The 22,197-nt window shown below is 29.0% G+C and carries 14 protein-coding genes; 4 read left to right on the top strand and 10 right to left on the bottom strand.

Annotated elements, in window-relative coordinates; genetic code table 11:
- Window positions 1-91 precede the first annotated feature (91 nt).
- Both AC5SLZ_RS01165 and AC5SLZ_RS01160 read left to right on the top strand, forming a co-directional pair.
- Entirely contained in the window at window positions 92-658 is a 567-nt protein-coding gene (locus tag AC5SLZ_RS01165) for a hypothetical protein (RefSeq protein WP_494615821.1), read from the top strand.
- On the top strand, window positions 658-5,103 hold the full coding sequence (locus AC5SLZ_RS01160; RefSeq protein WP_494615820.1) for a PilC/PilY family type IV pilus protein: 4,446 nt from the start codon (window positions 658-660) through the stop codon (window positions 5,101-5,103). The genes AC5SLZ_RS01165 and AC5SLZ_RS01160 overlap by 1 nt, the downstream gene beginning before the upstream one ends.
- Here AC5SLZ_RS01160 and AC5SLZ_RS01155 read toward each other — a convergent pair.
- The 4 genes from AC5SLZ_RS01155 to AC5SLZ_RS01140 are packed head-to-tail and all read right to left on the bottom strand — an operon-like array spanning window position 5,100 to window position 9,550.
- Entirely contained in the window at window positions 5,100-5,852 is a 753-nt protein-coding gene (locus tag AC5SLZ_RS01155) for a DUF748 domain-containing protein (protein WP_028036368.1), read from the bottom strand. The genes AC5SLZ_RS01160 and AC5SLZ_RS01155 overlap by 4 nt on opposite strands.
- Before the next feature lie 2 nt (window positions 5,853-5,854).
- Entirely contained in the window at window positions 5,855-7,762 is a 1,908-nt protein-coding gene (locus tag AC5SLZ_RS01150) for a transglutaminase TgpA family protein (RefSeq protein WP_494615818.1), read from the bottom strand.
- Window positions 7,749-8,672 carry a DUF58 domain-containing protein gene (locus AC5SLZ_RS01145; RefSeq protein WP_028036366.1) on the bottom strand — a complete coding sequence of 308 codons (924 nt, stop codon included), beginning with the start codon at window positions 8,670-8,672 and terminating at the stop codon, window positions 7,749-7,751. The genes AC5SLZ_RS01150 and AC5SLZ_RS01145 overlap by 14 nt, the downstream gene beginning before the upstream one ends.
- A complete protein-coding gene (locus AC5SLZ_RS01140; RefSeq protein WP_028036365.1) occupies window positions 8,669-9,550 on the bottom strand; it encodes an AAA family ATPase in 882 nt (293 codons plus the stop codon). Before AC5SLZ_RS01140 ends, AC5SLZ_RS01145 begins: the two co-directional genes overlap by 4 nt.
- A 307-nt stretch (window positions 9,551-9,857) precedes the next feature.
- Here AC5SLZ_RS01140 and AC5SLZ_RS01135 point away from each other — a divergent pair, with 307 nt between their 5' ends.
- Entirely contained in the window at window positions 9,858-14,237 is a 4,380-nt protein-coding gene (locus AC5SLZ_RS01135; protein WP_028036364.1) for a PilC/PilY family type IV pilus protein, read from the top strand.
- 19 nt (window positions 14,238-14,256) lie between these two features.
- Here AC5SLZ_RS01135 and AC5SLZ_RS01130 read toward each other — a convergent pair whose 3' ends face one another.
- Window positions 14,257-15,018: a prepilin peptidase gene (locus AC5SLZ_RS01130; protein ID WP_494615816.1), complete on the bottom strand. Its 762-nt coding sequence runs from the start codon at window positions 15,016-15,018 to the stop codon at window positions 14,257-14,259.
- Between the two features lie 173 nt (window positions 15,019-15,191).
- Here AC5SLZ_RS01130 and AC5SLZ_RS01125 point away from each other — a divergent pair, with 173 nt between their 5' ends.
- The gene (locus tag AC5SLZ_RS01125) at window positions 15,192-16,487 is read left to right on the top strand and encodes a GAF domain-containing SpoIIE family protein phosphatase (protein WP_494615815.1); all 1,296 of its coding nucleotides are present in this window, start codon (window positions 15,192-15,194) and stop codon (window positions 16,485-16,487) included.
- Here AC5SLZ_RS01125 and AC5SLZ_RS01120 read toward each other — a convergent pair.
- The 5 genes from AC5SLZ_RS01120 to mreC all read right to left on the bottom strand — a co-directional run bounded on the left by AC5SLZ_RS01120 (window position 16,484) and on the right by mreC (window position 22,194).
- On the bottom strand, window positions 16,484-17,725 hold the full coding sequence (locus AC5SLZ_RS01120; protein ID WP_494615814.1) for an NAD(P)/FAD-dependent oxidoreductase: 1,242 nt from the start codon (window positions 17,723-17,725) through the stop codon (window positions 16,484-16,486). The genes AC5SLZ_RS01125 and AC5SLZ_RS01120 overlap by 4 nt on opposite strands.
- Before the next feature lie 71 nt (window positions 17,726-17,796).
- Entirely contained in the window at window positions 17,797-18,921 is a 1,125-nt protein-coding gene (gene rodA / locus AC5SLZ_RS01115; protein ID WP_028036360.1) for a rod shape-determining protein RodA, read from the bottom strand.
- A complete protein-coding gene (gene mrdA, locus AC5SLZ_RS01110; protein ID WP_494615813.1) occupies window positions 18,922-20,826 on the bottom strand; it encodes a penicillin-binding protein 2 in 1,905 nt (634 codons plus the stop codon).
- Complete coding sequence (gene mreD / locus AC5SLZ_RS01105; protein WP_494615811.1) at window positions 20,819-21,337, bottom strand: rod shape-determining protein MreD; 519 nt, start codon at window positions 21,335-21,337, stop codon at window positions 20,819-20,821. Before mreD ends, mrdA begins: the two co-directional genes overlap by 8 nt.
- Complete coding sequence (gene mreC / locus AC5SLZ_RS01100) at window positions 21,337-22,194, bottom strand: rod shape-determining protein MreC (protein ID WP_494615810.1); 858 nt, start codon at window positions 22,192-22,194, stop codon at window positions 21,337-21,339. The genes mreD and mreC overlap by 1 nt, the downstream gene beginning before the upstream one ends.
- Window positions 22,195-22,197: the final 3 nt, after the last annotated feature.

Genomic DNA, 22,197 nt, shown 5'->3' with positions numbered 1-22,197 from the left:
TATGCAGTAAATTTGAATTTATCTCTAATCCTAGATAATTATATAGGATAATAATAATTTAAAAATCAAAGAAAGTTTAAATTATTCATCAATGATAAAATTAAAATTATTCAAAATTTCGGTCATATTTCTAAGCTTAGCTTTGTTTCAATTTTCAAATGCAGAAGCTAGTTGTGACTTTGAAATTGATGTTGGAAAAAAATTTTTAAAAAAACATGAAAAAAAATTTGGACCTTTAATTTTTGAAGAAAGCACTAAGTATGCAGAATTTTTTCTACAAGCAAGCGACGTTTGTAATGGAATAGGATTTGATAATATTACTATAAAATATTCTTTTGTTAATAAAAAACTTCTTTCAATATTAATGTTTGTTGAAAATCAACCAAAGCAAAATAGAACAACAGAAAAATTAGTTTTAATGAATTTTGCAAAATCTAGATTTGGAAATTTTGAAACTGGAGGAAGTCCAAAATTTTATAATGGTTACCATGTATGGGATTTAAAAAGAAACAATTATGTAATTTACCTAAGAAAGAATGTTGATAAAAATTTATGGAGAGAAGAATTAGAAATATCAAATTATAATTTTTCAGAAATTCTAAATCGAGCAAAAAATTCTGACGGAATACAGACACAAGATTATAAAGAGAATAATTAATGAAAAAATATTATAAAATTTTATTAAATGTTTTAATTATAAATTTTTTATTTATTAATCCAATTAATTCAAAAACATTGCCTCCTGGAACTGGTGGAGAAGCTGATGTTCCTGCAAACGTTTTGATTCTTTTAGATGTATCTGGAAGTATGAATGATCGAACTCAGATAGGGGTTAATTACAGTTCTAATGTTCAAGCAGTAGCTCCAATTACGAATACAGGATCAATATTAGTCTACTCGCAAAACACAATAAGGCAGACTAACCAGGCTTCAAATTCTCAAGAGAATATTCATCCTAGTAGAGCGGTATTATCTCATGATTGGAATAGATTTAGGTTACAAAATAATGCAAAAAAAGTTGTCTACTACGATAATCAAATTTTTACTTATGATAATAATGACAGAAGGTTATTTCGATATAATTTTACCAATAACTCTCTAACGAGACTTGAAAGAATTAATGAAATCTTCTCTCAAATGTTTTTAAATGGTGATCAATTGGTTTTAATGAACCATAGAGGTGCAAACTACTATGTCAAAGACTTAACAGCGGTTAACGTTAATGCAACAAGATGCTCTCCAAGCCGTAATTCAATACTAGATAGAATTTTAAGATTGGGTCAATGGTCGACACACACAAATTTTACTTTTAATGTTGATGCATCAGGAAATCTAATTGCTGTAGGCTCACTCGATAGAAGAACACAGGTTCAATTATATAAATTTGCATCTACAGGAACTTGCTTTGAGTCTGAGCCGAGTAATACTTACACAACATCACTTAACCCTATTCACACACCTTCGTCCGTCGTTGGGCATCCAACTGATGAAAATCAATTTTTTTTAACAGATTCTATTTACCATAATCTTACAAAAATTTCAGTTTCTGGAACAACAATTACAATTGATGCTTCTGTTGGAAGGTCAGGATCGATTAACGCAAACTACAATCCAACAACCAATCAAAATGGTATAAGGTTTCGAAACCCCTATCACATTGCAATAGAGTCTAGTTCATCAAGAATTTATGTTGCAGATGAAAGTAATCGAGCTGTTCAAAGCTTTGATTTTAATCTAAATTTTAAACATATAACTGGCTTTGCTCAATCCCAGTCGAGGATGGAAGGTGCAAAACAAGCTATACAATCAATTGTTACCGATAGTTCTTTAATTTCAAGTGTAAATTTTGGTTATGGAATATGGTCTGATTTTAGCATTCCGTATAGATGGTACTATCCGATGTTTGAGTATGGAATTCGATCTGTTACTAGGAGTGCAGGAATTAATACTTATGGATATGATTTTTTAAGAAGATATCCCTACAATCATTCTATATGGAATCATATGATACTATATTCAAACATATGGGGAATGCCTCCAAGCAGATTTCCTGGATTAGAAAGTTGGGATAATTCTAGAGATCGAGGATATCCTTGTAGTAATTTAGGATGTATTGAAGTTAAGGCTGACAGAAATGGTGCAGGTAAAATTAACACAAGAGTAAGACAAGCCCAACCAATGTATGGAACCAATGCAAACTTTTTTGCAACACTCGCTGAAAAATATTATAACCATCCAACATTAAGTCCAATTGATCCTAACTCAGATTGTCAAGGTAACTATGTTATCGTCATTGGAGATGGAGAATTTACATCTGGTGTAAACAATGGTTTTAATAAAATTCAACAACTTGCAAATAGACAAAACTCTCCTGTAAAAACAATTCCAATTGCATACGGATCAGGAATAACTGCTAGTGGGTTAGCACAATTTAATCAGTTAGCAATGAGAGGTGGAACTGGTGATGCAATTGTTGCAGAAAATGCTGCAGTACTTAAAGCAAGATTAACTGAAATTATTAGGAATATCCAAGCTGATAAACTATCATTTACTGCACCAGCTATTACAGCAAAAGTGGGTGAAGGTGGATTTTTATATCAAGCACAATTCCAATATAGACAAAAAAAAGAGTGGCTAGGCTCTTTATCAGCAACATCTATGACTGATGATGGGGAACTTGCAAATGATTTTACATGGGAGGCAGCAAGACAAATGCCACTTCCAAGTGGTAGAAAAATTTGGACTGTTCTTCCAACCAAGGATTATAGAGATGATTTAAATAATTTTACTGAAGCAAATTCAATATTAATTAACGAACAATTTGAAAGTTTAGGAATAGAGGTAGGAGATTATCATAGTGATGCACCAACCAGTTCAACAAACGTTGGGACCGCAAGGTGTAGTAACTCTGGAGATAGCAGAACATCTATTCAAGATGGTAATGAAGATGATATTAAAGGATTAATTAGTTTTGTAAGAGGAGAAGATTATTTTGATTATGATAGTGATTGTTTTCTAGACGAACCAAGGTTGGATGATAATGGTAGACATGGATATTTAGGAGATATTTATCACTCTGAATTAGTTGTTGTTGGGCCACCAAGTGCCAATACTAATTTTATTAAAAAAAATGAAGAAGCATATTTTAGATCTACAAATAATTATCAGGCTTTTAAAAATGCAAATGAGAATAGAGCTAAGACAATTTATGTAGGTGCGAACGATGGAGTGCTTCACGCATTTAATGGAAATACTGGACAAGAATTATGGGGCTTTATACCTCCGTTTATAATTGGAAAATTACCTTTAATTGTCAATCCAAGTCTAAACGATAACAATGCCTTAGGAGACAAAGGAGGTTCCAGTGCAATTTATGGTGTAGATGGATCACCAGTTGTACATGATATGTATATTAAACACCCATATTTTGGAGGTACCAACTGGTATACAATTATGATGGTTCCTTTTGGACGAGGTGGGGCTGGATTTTCTGTTTTAGATGTTACCAATCCAGAGAAACCTTTACATTTATATTCAATTTATAATGATAGTGTTCAAAATGAAGTATTAAGAATGAACCATTTAGGTATTGTTTCTCGCTTTGATTACATAGATGAGACCTATAGCTGGCTAGATTTAGATGAAGCGGATACCATTATTGCAAATTATCAAGCAGATAATAATGTGGACAGTACTTGTAACACCACACTTACAACTTCTTGTTATACTGGAAGAAATTTTACACTACCAGTTACAGGGTTAACAAAAACTGATATGACAATATTTTTTGATGGAATAATCACAACTGCTTACCAAGTTTCTCAAAATGGAAGTAGCACTACAATTTCATTTAGCTCTGCCCAAACTTATAATGGAGATACAAGTGGAGCATCCCTAAACCCAAATAACAAAAATTTATCTATAAGTATAAATTCAGATGCTATAGCAAGACTAAGTACGAATTTACCAGCAGATTACGATTATAGTAAATTAGGTGAAACATGGTCATCCCCAAGAATTTTTAGAATGCCAGTTACAAGTAATAAAGATAAATATGTTGCGGTCATGGGTGCTGGTTATGGAGCTACTTCAAAAACAGTTGGCTCTGGGGTTTTTGTTGTTGATTTAGATGATTTTATTGATCGACCAGGAAGTATTGATAAAGCGATAAGTGTTTCAGATAATGTTAATGGTACGAATGTGAGTCATGAAATTATAAATTCTGTATTAGCAAATCCAGTTGTGATAACTGCTGATCAAACAACAGGTATAAACTATAAGGGTGCTTTGGTTTATGTAAATGATCTTGAAGGCAAAGTTACTAAAATAAACTTAACCGATATGACTGAAACTAAAGCAGGTTTAAGAACTGAATTATATGATAGTACTGTTATATTTGAAACTTTGTCAACCTCAACAAATGGACGTTATATGTTCCATAGCATGGACTCAGCTATAGGCACAACCTCTAAAAATCTTTGGCTATATGCAGGAACAGGTGATTATGAAAGAGTAACCACTAAAAATAATAATATTGATAATTTACTCATTGGTTTTAGAGACAAAGATTTCCCTTATTATGAAGATGTAAATGAAATATACTCTCCACTTTCATTATTCGCCTGCCAAGATACTACTGATGATGGTACTGGAATTAAATGCCCGTTAGATAGCAACGAAGAGGTAGTAATAAGAGGATTTGGTCCAGTCACAAAAGATGTAGGTTGGTTTATCAAATTAGAAAATAGTCAAAAGGTTGTAGCAGAACCAACTGTTACAAGAGGTGTTGCTTATTTTCCAATTTATGAACCTACAACCTCACTAAACCAGTGTGATCCTGGTAAAGCTTTTGTGTGTGCTGTTGATGATGAATGTGGAACCAATTACTCAAGTCGTCTTGGAACAAATGATGCCGCAAATAGAAATCAGCAATGTTTATATGTTGGAAGTGGTGTCTTATCTAAATTAGTTGCTTTTGGAAATAGATTATTTGCAAATATAGCAGGTAAATCTACTCAAGATAAAACGGACCTTGTTCAATTAAATAGTATTCAAGAAGATGTTGAGGCAATGAGATCTTCTTGGAGAGAAGGAAACTTTTAATTTTTATTAAGTAATTTTTTAAGCTTATTTTTTACTTTATCTTTGTTTTGAAATAGTTCTTTTTTGATCTTTTCTTTAATTTTATCCTGATCAATATTTTTTACCTTATTTAATGCATTGCCCACATTACCTCTTAAAACCTTATTTTTCATGTCTTTCATGGCTTTATTGATAGTTTCTTTAAGAACAGTTTTATAATCTTTGCTATCTTTAGTGTTTCCAATATTTTTAAACTCTAAATTTTCAAAATTAATACTTTTATCAAGATTTAATTTTTCTGATTTTGCTGAAATAATAATATTATTTAGCTTTAAATTTTTAATTACAAACTTTTTAGAACTTGAAGAAGCTGAGCTTTCTTTATTTAATGTTTTTTGTAAAGATTTAACATTATCATTTATTTTCATTTTATTATTAACAATAAAATAATAACTTAAATTTACTCCGTTAATTAAAATTTCATCAATTTCAATTTTATCGCTAAATATAGAAGAAGTGTTTAATTTTGCAGATGCCTTCTTTAATAAAATTAAATGACCAGGAAAATCTTTATTTTGAATTTTTAAGTCTTCTATCTCAGCACTTCCACTTAGATAGCTAATATTTAAATCTCCTATAGTTGTTTTTCTATCTAAGGTATTTGTAATATTACTTTCAAGAGATCCTTTAATTATACTATCACCTACAAATTCAACCAAAACATAAACAGCAAGAATTAATATAACTAAAACTGAGATTATTTTTTTCATATTTACTTTGATGACATAAAAGTTCTAAATATTTTTGTCAATTCAATATTTTGATCTGAATATCTAAAACTTTCATACAAATTGAAAAATGATCCATATTTATTTTGGGTATGTAATTTTAATTTATTAATAATTTGTTGATGAGTATCTGAATTTAATACCTTTTTTTCTTTTTTACTTTTCCAAACTATAAAATTAAATAATAAATTAATGATAGCTGTTCTATTAATTTTAAATATAATTTTAAGGGCTAAAAATATGAAGACAGGGGCAAAAATCCAAATAAATATTTTTGAAAATTTTAAATTAAATATTTCTTCAATAAATGAAATTCGTTTATTATTATCATAGGACAATAAGTGTCTTGTCCAAACAAAATCAGCATACCCAATATAATAGCTCATTAATTTAAAAATTTTAGATGGAAATAATGAACCACCTTCAATTTTTTCATCATTAAAGACATCATTTAGAGAATTTCTTACATTTAAAGCTGGTATAACTGAAGTGGGATCAACTCTAACCCACCCTCTGTCATCTAACCAAACTTCTGCCCAAGCATGAGTGTTTTTCTGTTTAAACTCATAAAAATCACCAACTGTATTAAGATCTCCCCCATAATACCCAGATACAATTCGACTTGGAATATTTGCAAGTCTTGAAAGTAGCACAAAAGTCCCTGCATAATATTCACAATATCCCTCTTTTAACTTTAAAAAAAAGTCAGCGTAGTTGTTACCAGCATCTACTTCGGGATTTAAGTTATAAAAATAAGTGCCATCTGCAAAAGTATTTAAAATATGATCTAAAAATTGGATATTCGATTTATTTTTTTTATTTATATTGACCCAATCAACTAGATCTTTTGAAATGGTATCAGGTAGATCAATATAATAATTTTTAATCTCATCGCTGAGTTCATATTTTATATTGTATTTTTGAAATTTTATTTGTTGTTTTCGATCAATAGGCTTTTTACTTATAAAAGTTTGATTATAAAAATCGTTAGATATATTGATTGTATCTGAGATGGGTTCAGAATTATTTAGGGATGGGATCCATCTTCTTTTATAAGGTTCTAAAATTATCTCATAGGCATCACTTATTTTATTCAAGTTTTTTATTTTAAGTGAATTTTTAAATTGATTATAAAAATAAAGCCCAGATGTTGGTCTCCATGATTTATCTGGTTCCATAAAATCAAATATTTTAACTCTAAAATATAAATCTTCCTTTTTAAAATCTTGATTAACTAAAGTGAAAACTTTTTCATCAGAATTAGAAAACTCTTCAAATGATCCTAATTGAATAGTATCGGGTATCCCTAAAGAGCTTCCTGATGGATTAAATAATCTAAAATTTATTTCTGCACGAGGGAAGATTAAATAGAAAATGATAATAACTGGAAAAATAGTTAATCCAAAACTTAGATATTTTAATACATTTTTAAAATTAAAATCCATCACTTCTTTTTGTTGAATGAGATACAAGTTAACTACAGATAGAATAATTATAGATAGTGCAATTACCGAACTTAAAATATCCTGTCCATTAATCAGACTTGTAATACTGATGATCATACAAATTAGACAAAATGATAATTCATTATTCTTAGTATTTATTTCAGCATACTTAACGATAAGTAAAACGCCAAGGCAGTGAATAAAGAATTCTTCAGAAAAAATATACCGATCAAAAGTGAATTGTAGATACAATAGTCCTAATGCATAGAGACCTGTGAGAACATTTTTATATTTAAATTTTAAATTAAACAAAAATATACTAATGACTATTAATGCAGCCCAGAATATTTTATTAGTTAAAGATAAATTCTCAGAAATTGATACCAAGCATAATAATAAAATTGAAAAGGATAAATATTTTAAATCTAAAATCTTAGTTCTGGACATTTGCTAAATATTTTAAAATCTGTTTTAAAGAATTTTCATTTTGATTAAGATAAAAAGTTTGATCTAAGTGTTTAACAGTTAAATTGATCTTATTTTTATAATAGTGCTGAACAATAAAAGTTACATATCCCAATAAAGTTTCAAATTCTATACTTTGGTATAAATCTAAATTTAAAACTGATTTCTTTTCTTTCTCTGGTTGCTCAAATTTTTTAATATATTTTTTATTTTTGAAAGTTGATTTTTTCCAGGCGATTTTTGAAAAATCATCACCATTTTTATAATCTTCAATTCCATCAAACTCATCCAATGTGTGTCCATTTAAATTTATATTAAATTCATTCAATAAATCTTGATTGGGTTTTAACATTCTAGGAAAAACAATTAATTTACTTTCGCTATCAAAAAATCTTTTTGTTCTTATAATGCCAAATGGATAAGTCGATTTTAATCTTAATCTTTGAATTTTAAATGCACCTCTTTTTTCATTAAAAAATGGTATAAAAATTTTATTAAATCTTTTTAAAAAATTAAAGTTTCCAATAGTTTTATCCTGATAAACTAAATCAATATTTAATTTCTTTTCATTAGTATCATTTAAAATTTGTAAGTAAATTTTTTCATATTTATTTTGTTCTAAAAAATATTCATCTTTCCATTGAATATCCAAATGATTTAAATTTTGATTAGAGATAAAAATTGAAATAAAGAATATAAAAAAAATAATAATTGACAACAGTAAAGCAAAGTTATTTTCATAAAATACAGATATTAAAAAACAAAAAAAAACTAGTACCCCAACACTAAGACCATTTAAATTTGGATAAATAATAATTTTAGATCTATTTTTATTTAAGATATTTTCAAATATTTGGTGATTAAAAATTCCTTTAATAGCTGAAGCTATCATTTCTTAATATTGATTTTGTTAAGTATTTCGTTGATGACAAAATTCTTCTTTTCTTCTTGTTTTAGAAACTTAATTCGATGTTTTAGAACGTAAGGTAACAAGTCTTTTATATCCTGATGTGTTACATAATTTTTTGAATGAATCATTGCCCACCCTCTTCCAAGATCAATAATTTGTTTAAGACAACGTGGGGAAATATAAATTTGTTGATCTAAAGAACGAATTGTCTGTTCAATTTCTAAGACATAATTATAAATTTCATCACTTACATTAACTTGATTTTTTTTATCTTTTATTTCTCTCCAATTTATCTTTTCACAATTAATATTATCCAAATCAATATTATTTTTTAACATTAGTATCTTATCTTGATCGTTTAATTCAGAAAGTGAAAATGAGATCATAAATCGATCTAACTGACTATCTGGAAGAGTGCTTGTTCCTGAGCTATCCATTGGATTTTGAGTAGCAATTACAAAAAAAGGATCTGGTAATTTATAAGTCTGCCCATCTATTGAAATATTCTTTTCTTCCATCGCCTCTAAAAACGCACTTTGAGATTTTGGGCTTCCTCTGTTTAATTCATCAGCTAAAACAATATTTGTAAATATTGGTCCTTGTTGAAAATTAAGCTCTTCATTTTTAAAAATATTAAATCCTAAAATATCACTTGGCAATAAATCTGAAGTAAATTGAATTCTCTTAAAGTTTAGTCCTAAATTTAATGTAATTGTTTTTGCAAATGTAGTTTTACCTGACCCTGGGTTGTCTTCAATGAGCACACTGCCCTCAGATAATATAGCAGCTAATGTAAGTTTGATTTTATTTTCATTTCCAACAACTATTTTTGAAACTTGTTTAATTAAATTATTGAGCATTGTTTAATACTATTAGAATATAGATTCGATTTATGTTTAGTAAAATCAAATATAATAAATTTCAAGTAATAATATACGAGTAAAATTGTACTCAGAATTACATATTAAAATTTTATATTACTATACTAGAAGGGTTGATATTTCGGGTATTATAATGAAAAAAATTCTAAAAAATTAGTTGATACAATTCAAAACCAAATAAATTCAATTTAAACATTTAAACTTAACAATTAAGATAATTTGATCATATTGGGTTCTTTAGAAATTTTTTTGATTATAAGTAATAAATATTCTTTATAAATTCACCATGATTTATTTACGATTATTATTTATTTTTTTAATTTTAGCACTTACTAATTCAGCATTAGCAAAATCACTTCCTCCAGGATCAGGAAATTCAATTCCAGCAAATATTTTATTTTTAGTCGATAAATCTAATAGTATGTTTGAACCAGCGGATGGACTAGATGCAAAAAATGGTGACAGCATGAAAGGCGCGCCTGTTGATGTTGTTGGAAATTTTAATGGTAATTATTTTTCTGCAATGACTGCAAATATGGGAATTAACTATTGGAATCCTTATACGGACAAATGGGTAACTGCTGATAGTATTTTTGGAAAAAGAAATGGGATTGTCTTAAATGATAAAAAAGGAAATTTAGATTACACTAAATCAATTGATATATATGGGGGTTACATTTATGCAGTTGTCGATAGATCTCATACAAAGACAGGTTCTTCATCTGCTTTGATGTCTATCAATAAAAATGAAAAAAACGAAAATAGATTTTTTACAGCAAAAGCAAATTCTTCAAACGGAACTTTTAAAGACTCCAGTGCACCAAAAGATATGAGAAATAAAGGTGCAGCCACTATGTTTACTGGTGTTGGAGCAATGAGCATCAATCAAAATACTGGTAAACTTTTATATATAACAAAGAAATCATGGACTGTAATCACGCTCAATGGACACCTTTCATCAAATAATTGGATGAAATGTAGTGTGGCCTTATCAACACTGGATCGTTTGGATGACGCAATTGATGTGGCTAGAATTGGAACTAAAGATTATCTTTTTAGTAAAGATGGTGTAAACGGAAACTTATATAAATATGAATTAAATAGCTCAGGTTGCCCAGTTGGATCTAGCTTATATTCAGCTCAGAAAGATACTGAGTGTGGAAGAGGAAAAGGTGACAGCATCGTTTATAGTAATGGTTTCATTTATACATCAGGTTTTAATAGGCATAAAATTTGTAAGCATCAAGATAACGGCTCAACCGTAAAACTTATTAAATCTGTAGGTGTAGCTGAAGGTTATAAAACCGATACCAATGGAAATGAAGATCCTTATTTATACTATCCAAGAGGTATTGATATTGGAAATGGAAATGCGGCAGATCAAAATTTAATTTATGTTGCTAACTCTGAAAGACTAGAAATAACTGTTCTTAAAAAAGATGACTTAAGTTTTGTTAGAAGCTTTGGAAATAAAGGAGTTTCAAGAATTACGGGTGCAAAAGATGCAATTAAATCTGTCTTAAGTGATTCTTCTATTTTAACTCAAGCAAACTTTGGACTAGGGCTATGGAATGGTGGATCAGTAAGTTTTAATGGTTTTTATAAACGAGGGCAGCCTATTTTTAATGCTCCAGTTAATCCAAGCGAGGATGCTTATATGGCCGTAGGAATTAATCCACTGGGATCTGAGCAAATATTAAATTTTTTAAGTACAGATTTTGCTCTTCATTATGGTACACATGCTAGAGGATTTGCTGATTTAGCAAATAAATATTTTAATTATTTTGATCCAACAATTAATCCACATAATTCTGAACTGGATTGCCAAACTACTGCTATTATTCTTATTGGAGATGGAGAGTGGAAGGATGATACTCATAGGTATGCTAAATCAAAAATTTCAAGTCTTTTTAGAACAAAAAAAATCAAGACTTATTCAGTTGGATATGGAAGTGAAGTTGTCGGTAAAGCCTCTGTAGAAAAAAGATTTAAGGAAATTGCAATAGCAGGTGGTACGGAAATAGGAGGTGAAAAAGGATTTTTTGTCGCTCAAACACCAGAAGATCTAAAAACAGTTACCAATTCAATTGTTAGAGAAATTATATCACAAACAGTTGCTATTTCGGCCCCTTCTATATCAGCAGAAGTCTTATCAGAAGGTGAGTTGTATCAAGCAAAATTCCAAAACAGAAATACAAAAGAATGGTGGGGAACCATTATAAAGACAGAATTAACATCTGATGGCGAGGCGTATAGTGGGTCATTAACTACCGGAGATGGTTTTAAATGGAATGCAGCCAAACAAATGAAAAACCCAGACAGTCGAAAAATTTGGACTGCATTACCTGGTGCGGATTATACGTCTGATTGGAATAATTTTAATGTTAACAATGTTTCTGAAATTAGAGGATTATTTGAAAAAACTGGCAATCAAATACAAGAATATCATAGCAAGCTTAGTGTATCAGCTGGTCGTGAAAATTTATTAAGATGTAAAAATAATTCTTTAGTAAGAGATGGAACAAACAATGATGAAGATAAAGGCTTAATAAACTTTATTAGAGGGGAAGACTATTTTGATTACGATGGAGATTGTAATTTAGATGAGTATAGAACTGTAGAAGATAAAATAAAAAGTGGTGGAAACTTCAAAGCCTATATTGCAGATATTTATAATTCACAACTTGTAACTGTTGGAGTTCCTTCAGCAAGAAGATCTTCTGAAAAAAAAAATGAAGAAGCATATTTTAGAGCTAAGAATAATTATTCAGCTTGGGCTGATAATAATACGCCAAGAAGAGAGGTAATTTATGCAGCAGCTAATAATGGGATTTTGCACGCTTTTACAACAGACACAGGAGAAGAGTTGTGGGGATTTGTTCCACCACTTGTAATTCCTAAAATGCCAAAGATGATAAATCCAAATTATAATCAGGATGATGGTGGAGGATCAAACCCATTATTCTTACTCGATGGTTCAATTACCGTCCATGATACTTATTTTTATCATCCAGTTTTAAAAAGAACTGATTGGTTTACATTATTAATGGTAACTTATGGAAGAGGTGGTTCAGGATTTACCTTATTGGATGTCACTAATCCATTTAAACCTTATCATATTTATTCAGTATTAAACGATCCAGCAGCACAAAAAATTTTTCATGCTTCAGAAAATGGAGAGATTTCTGAATTTTCATATAGTTCAAAAAGAGTTTCCATTGCTGATTTTAAAGAAACTTATAATGCAATTACCAATAAAGAAAGTGGTACTACGAATATTTGTGATAGCACAGGTACAACTTCTTGTTACAAAGGAAAAAAATGGACTTTAGTTGGAGATACAATTAACAAAACAAATCTAACAATCCTAGCAGATGGAATAGATGTTACAGCAAGTACAAATCTACAAAACTTAGATGGAAATACAATTTTTACTTTTTCTAAAGATTATCTTTTTGATACACTTGGAGAATCTAAAATAAGTCCAATTCCAAATTCTACTATCAGTATAATCCAAATTGGTGATATAGCTGCAGGAGGAGGAGATTTTGATTACCGATATTTAGGTGAAACATGGTCATCCCCTAGAGTAATTAGGATACCAAATAAAGGCAGAGGGGATAATGATATTCTAGATGATGAGTACGTTGCAGTTATGTCTGGTGGTTATGGTTATCCATATCCAAAAATTGGATCTAATGTTTATATAATTGACTGGTTGACAGGAAAAGTAAAAAAGAGAATAGATATAGAAGATACTCCAAATGATATTGTAAACTCCTTACCATCAACACCAGTAGTAATTAACGCAAGAAATTCAGGTGAAGCTGAATATACAGGTGCTTTAGTCTATTTATCGGATTTAGAGGGCAAGATTACTAAAATTAATTTAACTAATATGGAATATGAGCATGCTTATGATCCAACAAGTGACTCATTATCATCTAAATCTCTACCAATTGATTTATATGATCAAACTACTTTAATTAACCTTGAAGCCAGTAGATTATTCAATAATAGATTCATGTATCATTCTTTAGAGGCTGGAATTGGCACAAAATATAAAAAACTTTGGCTGTATGGAGGAACAGGAGACTATTTAAATCTTAATGATGTAATGGTTAATCCCGCATCTGTTGACAACTTAATGTTTGGAATTAAAGATGCGCACTTTCCTTTCTTTGGTCATGTTAATGATGTAGCAACAGCAGATAAATTAACAAACTGCAAAGATACCACATCTGATAGTACAGGTGCAAACTGTCCTGAAAATGCAGATCTTGGTTGGTATATAAAATTAACAGATCAAAAAAAGGTTGTAGCTGAACCATCACTTGCAGATGGTACTGTCTACTATCCAATTTATAAACCAAGTAGTAAAAATAATTTATCTTGTGGTTCGGGTGATGCATTTATTTGTGCAGCTGATGCAGAATGTGGAACAAATATTTCGAGCAGGTTTCCAGGTAATCCAAACAAACATAAAGGAGAGGAATGTTATTTTGTTGGAACGGGTGTTTTATCTAAATTAGTTATTCATGGATCAAAAATTTATGCAAATATTACAGAAAAATCAGAAAATCCAAATAAAGATGACCTTGTAGTCATAGAGTCGTTAAGCAGTGGAGTTAATAAATATAGAAGTAGTTGGAGAGAAAACTTTTAACCAAAGTTATTATAGCTAGTTAAAAAAACATAATCTTAAACTGTTCAATAAAAATAATATACACAATACATCCTATAATAATAAAAGGACCAAAGGGAATTTCTGAGGTAAGTTTTTTACTTTTATTCATCAAACTTGGTGTAACTGTTATAAGTGCAACTACGGAAGAAATAAATATTACAAATGGTATTGAAATCCAGCCAAACCAAAAACCAATAACTGCTAATAATTTCGCATCCCCTAAACCCATTCCTTCTCTATTTCTTATTACTTTGTATAAAAATATAATTGACCAAATAATTCCATATCCAAAAATTCCTCCAATCAGAGAATGAATATAATTAGGAAATAAGTCGTTTAAATTTGGATCAAATGATTTAACAAATCCTAAAAACATCATTGGAAAAGTTAAACTATCAGGAATTATAAAATGTTTTAAATCTATAAAAAAAATTATAAGAAATGATAAGCCTAAAATAATTAACAACGGTGTGGTTAAAGATATTCCATATAAGGTATAAATTATCAAAAAAATAAAAGCACTTATTGTCTCTACAAGTGGATATTGAAATGAAATTTTTTTCTTACATTTCCTGCATTTTCCTTGAATTAATAAATAAGATAAAACTGGGATATTATCGTACCAATTAATTTGTTTTTTACATTTAGGGCAAAAAGATCTGCCAGATACCACTCCTTTTTCAAGAGGCAATCTATAAATACAAACATTAGCAAAACTGCCCCAAAGAGCTCCAATTACAATAATAAATATGAGATCCACTGAAATTTTTTTAATTATATTTTAAATTGACTTGATAATTCAACAAAACCATCTATTAGAAATTGAACAATCACTACTGCGTCATGCAAATGAATATATAAGTTTGGTGTATAAAATATAATTTCCATGTTTGATAAATTTATCAAAAAGAGGTTAAAATACTAGCTAATAAAATGCTTTTTTTTAAAACAAATAAACCAGAGCCATCAAAAGACAGCGAGGTGTCTCAAGATAATATTGATTTGCAAATAATTAATAAAATGAACCAAGAGTTTGCAATGTCTCTTGATTTAGATGAAACCTTAAACACAGCTTTAAAGCTAATTATTGATAGATTGAATGCTCAAGCTGCAAATATTTTTTTAATCAACAATAAAACAAAAAAGTTTGAATGTATCGCATCACAAAATCAAGACCATTTAGATGAATATCAACTCGATTTAAAAGATGGAGTAATGGGAAAAGCTGTAGAACAAAAGAAATGCATTAGAGTTGGGGATGTTAGAAAAGATGTACGAGAAATAGCTGAGTTTTATTTTGATCTTGATAATAAAACAAATTTTACAACTTTTTCAGTTTTATGCTCTCCTCTCATTGCGGCCAATAATTGTATTGGAGTTATTCATTGTTTAAATAAAAAAACTAATGATAAATTATTTAAAGAAGATGATAGAAAGCTTTTAGAGTTACTATCAACACCTGCCGCACTTGCAATTAGAAATGCAAAAATGGCTCAGGAAATGATTGAGCAAAATAAAATGCAAAAAGAAGTAGAGATTGTAGGTGAAATTCAAAAATCTCTTTTATCCTCTAATAAGAAAGAGCCTTTTCCGTTAGCTGGGATAAATATTCCTGCAAAAGTAATCTCAGGAGATTTTTATAATTTTAGTGACCTGGGTGATGGTAAATATGGATTTGGCGTAGCAGATGTATCAGGTAAAGGAATTAAGTCATCTTTATTAATGTCTAAAGCTTCAAGTTTATACAGTTGTCTTAGCAAAACTAATTTTTCTCCTGCAGATCTATTAATACAACTTAACGATGAAATATGTGAGACAATTTCAAGAGGAATGTTTGTTACAATGTTAATTGGAATCTACGATAGCAATACTAAAGAATTATTACTTGCAAATGCTGGCCATGAACCACCAATAATTTTAAATGATAAAAATGAGTTTTCAAATTTTAATGAAGCCGGACCTCCTCTAGGAATTATCAAAAAAACAAAATATCAAGAATATAAAGTAAAGTTTGAAAATTCTTCGATGTACATTTTTACAGATGGAATTACTGAAATTAAGAATCCTCAAGGTGAAGAGCTAGGTTCAGAGGGTTTCCAAAATTATATCAATAAATTTAAAGATAAACCTAACAATGAAAGACTTAAATTAATCATCGATAATGTAATGAGTGCTAAATATAAACAAAAAGATGATTTAACTATTGTAGTTTTAGATTCTAAAAATTAAGAAAATCTAAGTGAGCTGTAAGGTTTTAAATTAAGATTAGTATTTTCATTAGCAATCATTCCAGAAATTATTTTTCCTGAGATAGGCCCTAAGGTCCAACCTAAGTGGTGGTGACCAAAACAATAAAAAATATTTTTGTGGTTTTTAGAAGGACCCATTACTGGAAGAAAATCAGGTAAAGATGGCCTAAATCCTAACCATTCATCTTCATGCTCTGGTAAATCTCCCAACATATATTTTGCATTATTTATTAAGTTTTTAACTCTAGACTTTGACAGTGGATTATCTAAACCCCCAAATTCAACAGTTCCAACTACTCTTAAACCCTGTTCCATGGGCGTTATTCCAAAGCCTCTGTTAGAAAAAATTACTGGTCTATTTAACATATGATCGCATCCTTTAAAATGAACATGATAACCTCTTTCGGTATCAAGGGGTATTCTCTCATCAAGATTATCAGTTAATTTTTTTGAAAAAGCACCGCAGGCAATTACTGCTTTATCAAAGATGAAACTTTGACTTTCAGTTTTAAAAACTGGTTTTTCTTCATCAAAATTAATATTTTTAATATTTAATTTGTTAAATTTTCCACCTTTTTTTAAAAATAAATCAAAAAGTTTTAAAAGAATTTTTTTTGGATTTCTTGCATGTCTTGCATAAGGATAATAAACACCTGCATGATAAAAAGGTTGAATATGTGGTTCAAGGTCATGAATTTCTGCTTTATTAACTAACTGTTGCTCAACACCTAGCTCTTCTCTAATTTTAATTTCTAGCTCCCTGCTCTTTAAATCTTGATCATTCCAAATATAAAGAATTCCTTTATTTTCAACTAAACCTTCTAAATCAATTTCATCAAATAATTCATCATAAGCTGGCAATGCTAAATCTAAAATTTGATGCATATTTTTTGCAGTGTGCATCATTTTTTTTGTTGTTGAGTTCATGATAAATTTTAAAAACCATGGGATCATTTTTGGAACGTAATTCCATTTTAATGCTAAAGGTCCTGAAGAGTTCATTAACATTGAGGGTACATCCGCTAAAACATCAGGACGGTTTAGAGGAACTGAGGCATAAGGTGAAAAGTGGCCTGCATTTCCATAAGAGGCAGCTTGTGCACCAGGATTATCTCTATCAAATATTGTTACATTAAATCCTTTTTTTTGTAAAAACAAAGCATTCGATACCCCTTGTATTCCAGCACCAACAATTCCAACCTTGATATTTTTATTCATATCGAACTTATATAGATTAAATTATGACATTTAGAAGTGACATATTATACACAATTTATATTAGAATTATTTTAAGCTATAGTTTGTTGATTGTGAACTTTAGCACTCATTACAATGCCAAAACCAATCATTGTCGCAAGCATTGAGGATCCTCCATAAGACATTATTGGAAGTGGCGAGCCAACTATTGGTAGTAATCCTAATACCATAGATAAATTAACAGTAATGTAGATAAAAATTGCAAATGCAAAACCAAAACAAAAAAGTCTTGCAAAATTACTTCTAGAGATAGACCCTATTTGAATAATTCTTAAAATTATAATTGTATATAATAATAAAAGTCCAACTGAACCAACAAATCCAAACTCTTCTGAAAATAAAGTAAAAATAAAATCAGTATGTTTTTCCGGTAGAAAATCTAGATAGCTTTGCGTTCCTTGTAAAAAACCTTTGCCTGAAAATCCACCCGATCCTATTGCAATTTTAGACTGAATAATTTGATAACCAGCTCCTAGAGGATCTCGATCGGGGTTTAAAAATGTTAAAATTCTTAACTTTTGATAAGGTTCTAAAGAAGTAATTATAAAAGGCAATGAAATTAAAAAAGTTATAAATGAGATAAAAAAATACTTGATTTTTACACCTCCCAGCCACAATACGATTAATCCACTTGTGACTATTAAAATGGACGTTCCAAGATCAGGCTGAGATAGTACAAAAAATATTGGGATCAAAATTATAGATAATGCAATGGAAATACTTAAAAATGAATTTACTTTTTCGATGCTTACTCGATGATAGTATTTAGCCAGACATAAAATAATTCCTATTTTCATCAATTCAGATGGTTGTAAAACTAAAAAATACAAATCAATCCATCGTTGTGACCCAGATATTTTTAATCCATAAACGGAAACCCAAATAAGTAATAGAATAATTGCTATATATAAAAAATAAGAGCACAAATGCCAAAATTTTATATTAAAGAAAGAAATTACTAGCATCAAAATAAAAAAAGTAACTAATTTAGTTAAATGACTTTTAGAATGATAAAGAAATTCACCTCCATCAGTAGAATACATTATAAAAAAACTTAATGTCGATAATGCAAGGATACAAAATAATAAAATATAATCTAAATTTTTAATTTTTTGAAAAAAACTTTGATCTGAATTTAATCTGCTATAATGATACATCTAAATACTAAATTCTTTAAAATCTGGTAATTTTTTTCTATATTGGTGTCGATCTACTATTAGCTTAAATAATTCTGTTGCCATTGGTGCTGCTGCAGTACTACCTGAGCCCCCATGTTCAACTATTATACTTACCGCATATCTCGGATTTCTATATGGGCCATATGCTACATATAAAGCATGATCTCTTTCCTCGTAAGGTATTTGAAAAGTTTTAAGATCAAGTTCTCTCTCTCTTTTACTAATACGTTTCACTTGAGCAGTTCCAGTTTTGCCTGCAAACTGATATTTTGGATCATCTATTCTGGACCTATAAGAAGTCCCCATTAATTCATTAGTTGAACTAAACATTGCTTCTTGAACTATTCTAATATTTTTTTGATCATCATATAATGGCTGGTAAAAATCATTTGATTTACTATCTTGCATAGCCTTTTTAACTTGTTCAGATGTTAATTGATTATCGTCTGTTAAAATTTTAGGTTGAATTTTATAACCACCATTTGCGATTTGTGCTGTCATTAAACAAAGTTGAATAGGAGTTGTTTGAGTATACCCTTGTCCAATACCAGTAATTAAAGTTTCACCTAACACCCAACCTTTACCAAGCTTATTTATTTTCCATTTAGTATCTGGAAACTGTCCTGCTTTTTCATTTTCAAAATACTCACCAAGAACTTTTTTTCCTAAACCAAATTTATCAGCAGTAATTTTAAGTCGATCTACACCAAGTTTTCTTGCAACTTCGTAAAAATAAGTGTCACAAGATTGTTTCATAGCATTATTTAAACTGACATATCCATGTCCTTTTTCTTTCCAGCAGTGAAATGTTTGGCCATATAGTTCCATTTTACCTTTGCAATGAACTTTGAATTTAGAATCGATAATTTCATTTTCTAAAGCTGACAAAGCAACAATTGGTTTAATGGTTGATCCAGGAGAATAAAGTCCAGATAGGGTTTTATTAATTAACGGCTTTAATGGATTATTTCTAATTAATTGCCACTCATCTTTACTTATACCAAATAAAAATGAATTTGGGTTATAGGATGGAGAAGAATACATAGCAATCACCTCACCTGAATAAATATCCATCACACTTATTGATCCAGCTTTTCCTTCAAGTAGTTCAGCAGATAATTTTTGAACTTCTGTATCAAGTGTTATCCTTATTTTTGAACCTTGTTTACCTTTTTGATATTCAAGTTGGTTAATTCTTTTGCCATAAGCGTTTACTTCATATCTTTGGATATCATTTACACCAATTAAGTCATTTTCTAAGGTTTTCTCCAGTCCTAACTTTCCAACTTTTATTCCTGGAACAAATTTGTCTTGAATAACTTTATTAGACAAAATGTCGTCTTCATTGGGTTGACTGACATATCCTAGTACATGAGTATAAATATCACTAAACGGATAATCTCTGGAAATAGTCATAACAGGTTTGACCCCTGCTAATTCATATAAATAATTATTAATTTTAGAAAATTGATCCCAAGTTAAATTTTCTGATACAATTAAACTTTCCCAAGGTTTTAATTGTTTTCTTTCTTTTTTAATCTTTTCAATTCTTTTTATACTTAGATTTAAAATAACTTTTAATCTTGAGAGTAGATAATTGAAGCTTTCTACTTGCTCGGGAATAATATGTAATTGATATACTTTTAAATTTCCTGCAATTATATTTCCAAAATAATCTGTAATGTTGCCTCTTGTAGGAGGTAGTTTCCACTCCCTTATTCTATTTTTGTCAGATAATGTTAAGTATCTTTTATTTTCATTTATTTGAAGTGAAAATAAACGAGCAATTAATCCGCCAAAAATAATTAATTTTGCAGTACCAATGATGAACATTCGTCTGTTTATGATGTCTGATTTTCTTATTGTAAAATTTCCTTTAATCATTTTTTTGAATTTTGATTTTTTTTTCAATGATATTAAATAGAAATAAAAATATTGGATAAAAAATAAAAGTGAACCCTGAATTTACCAAATATTGCATATAATCAACTTCAATTGAGAATATAAAATCTAAACCTATAACTTGAATTGAATTAATTAATAAAATTGTAAATAATAATGATATCCAATCATTTATAAAATTTGGTGTAATTGTTATATTTCTTAAATATGCAGTAACAGCACAGATTAGCAGATAACAAAAACTACTAACACCCATAGGCAAACCAACTACCACATCATTGACTATACCTGCTAAAAATATTGAACCATAGCTCAAATACCTTGGATTTTTTAATGTCCAGTAAAAAATTAAAATATGAACAAAGTTAAAAGAAAAAAATTCAATTTCCAGATAATTTAAATCAATTTCATTTAATACAGATACAAATAAAAAAAATATAGGGAGATAAAACAATAGTGATTTTATAAGATCATTTTTATTGAGTGACGACATTAATTTCCACTCCCAATATCATAAGAAACAATTTTTACATAATCTAGTTGTCTAAAATCAGAATAAAAACTTACAATATTTTTATTAGTTTTATTATCATTAATCAATTTACCCACGGGTAAACCAGGTTTAAATAAACCTCCATAACCAGAGGTATAAACAATAATTTGTTTGTTTTTTATTTTTTGATCATAATCATCTTTTGTATACTCAATCACTCCATGATTACTTCCAGTGCCAGACACCACAGCATGAATATCTACAGGTTCTAATAGAACTGGAATTTTACTATTTAAATCAGACAGTAATAATGCTCTTGAATTGGTATAATTTACTTCAATTATCTTACCTACTAAGTAGCTACTATCTACTATTGCCATACCAATTTTAACATTATCTTTTGAGCCTTTGTTTAAGATGATCGATTTTAAATAAGGACTATTTTTATCAACTAAAACCTTTGCATACAAATCCTCTGACTGAAGTGTTTCATTAATCAGCTTTCTTAATTTTTTATTTTCTAAAATTAAAAAGTCATTATTTAATTTTTTTTCTTTTAAATTTTTTAATTCAGTCTCATTTTTTTTAAATTGATCATAAAGACTTAAATGTTCATTTAGTTTAATACTCAAATTTTTAAAATAATTCTCTGGAATTGAAATTATAAATGATGAACGATAAACAATTTCTTTAATACCTATTTTGACATATTGAATAGGTTTAAAATTAAAGCTTCCTAATACTATTATAACAACTGATAAAAATAATAGAGTTAATAATGAAAATTTTTGTTGATAACTTTTTTTTAAAAAAGCTGATCTAATTGCAATTACAAAATCATCTCTGATTACAGCCATTGA

The organism is Candidatus Pelagibacter sp. PS_06 (assembly GCF_059418045.1).
Note: the sequence above shows the minus strand (reverse complement) of the source record. Positions and strands in the feature narration are given on the sequence as shown.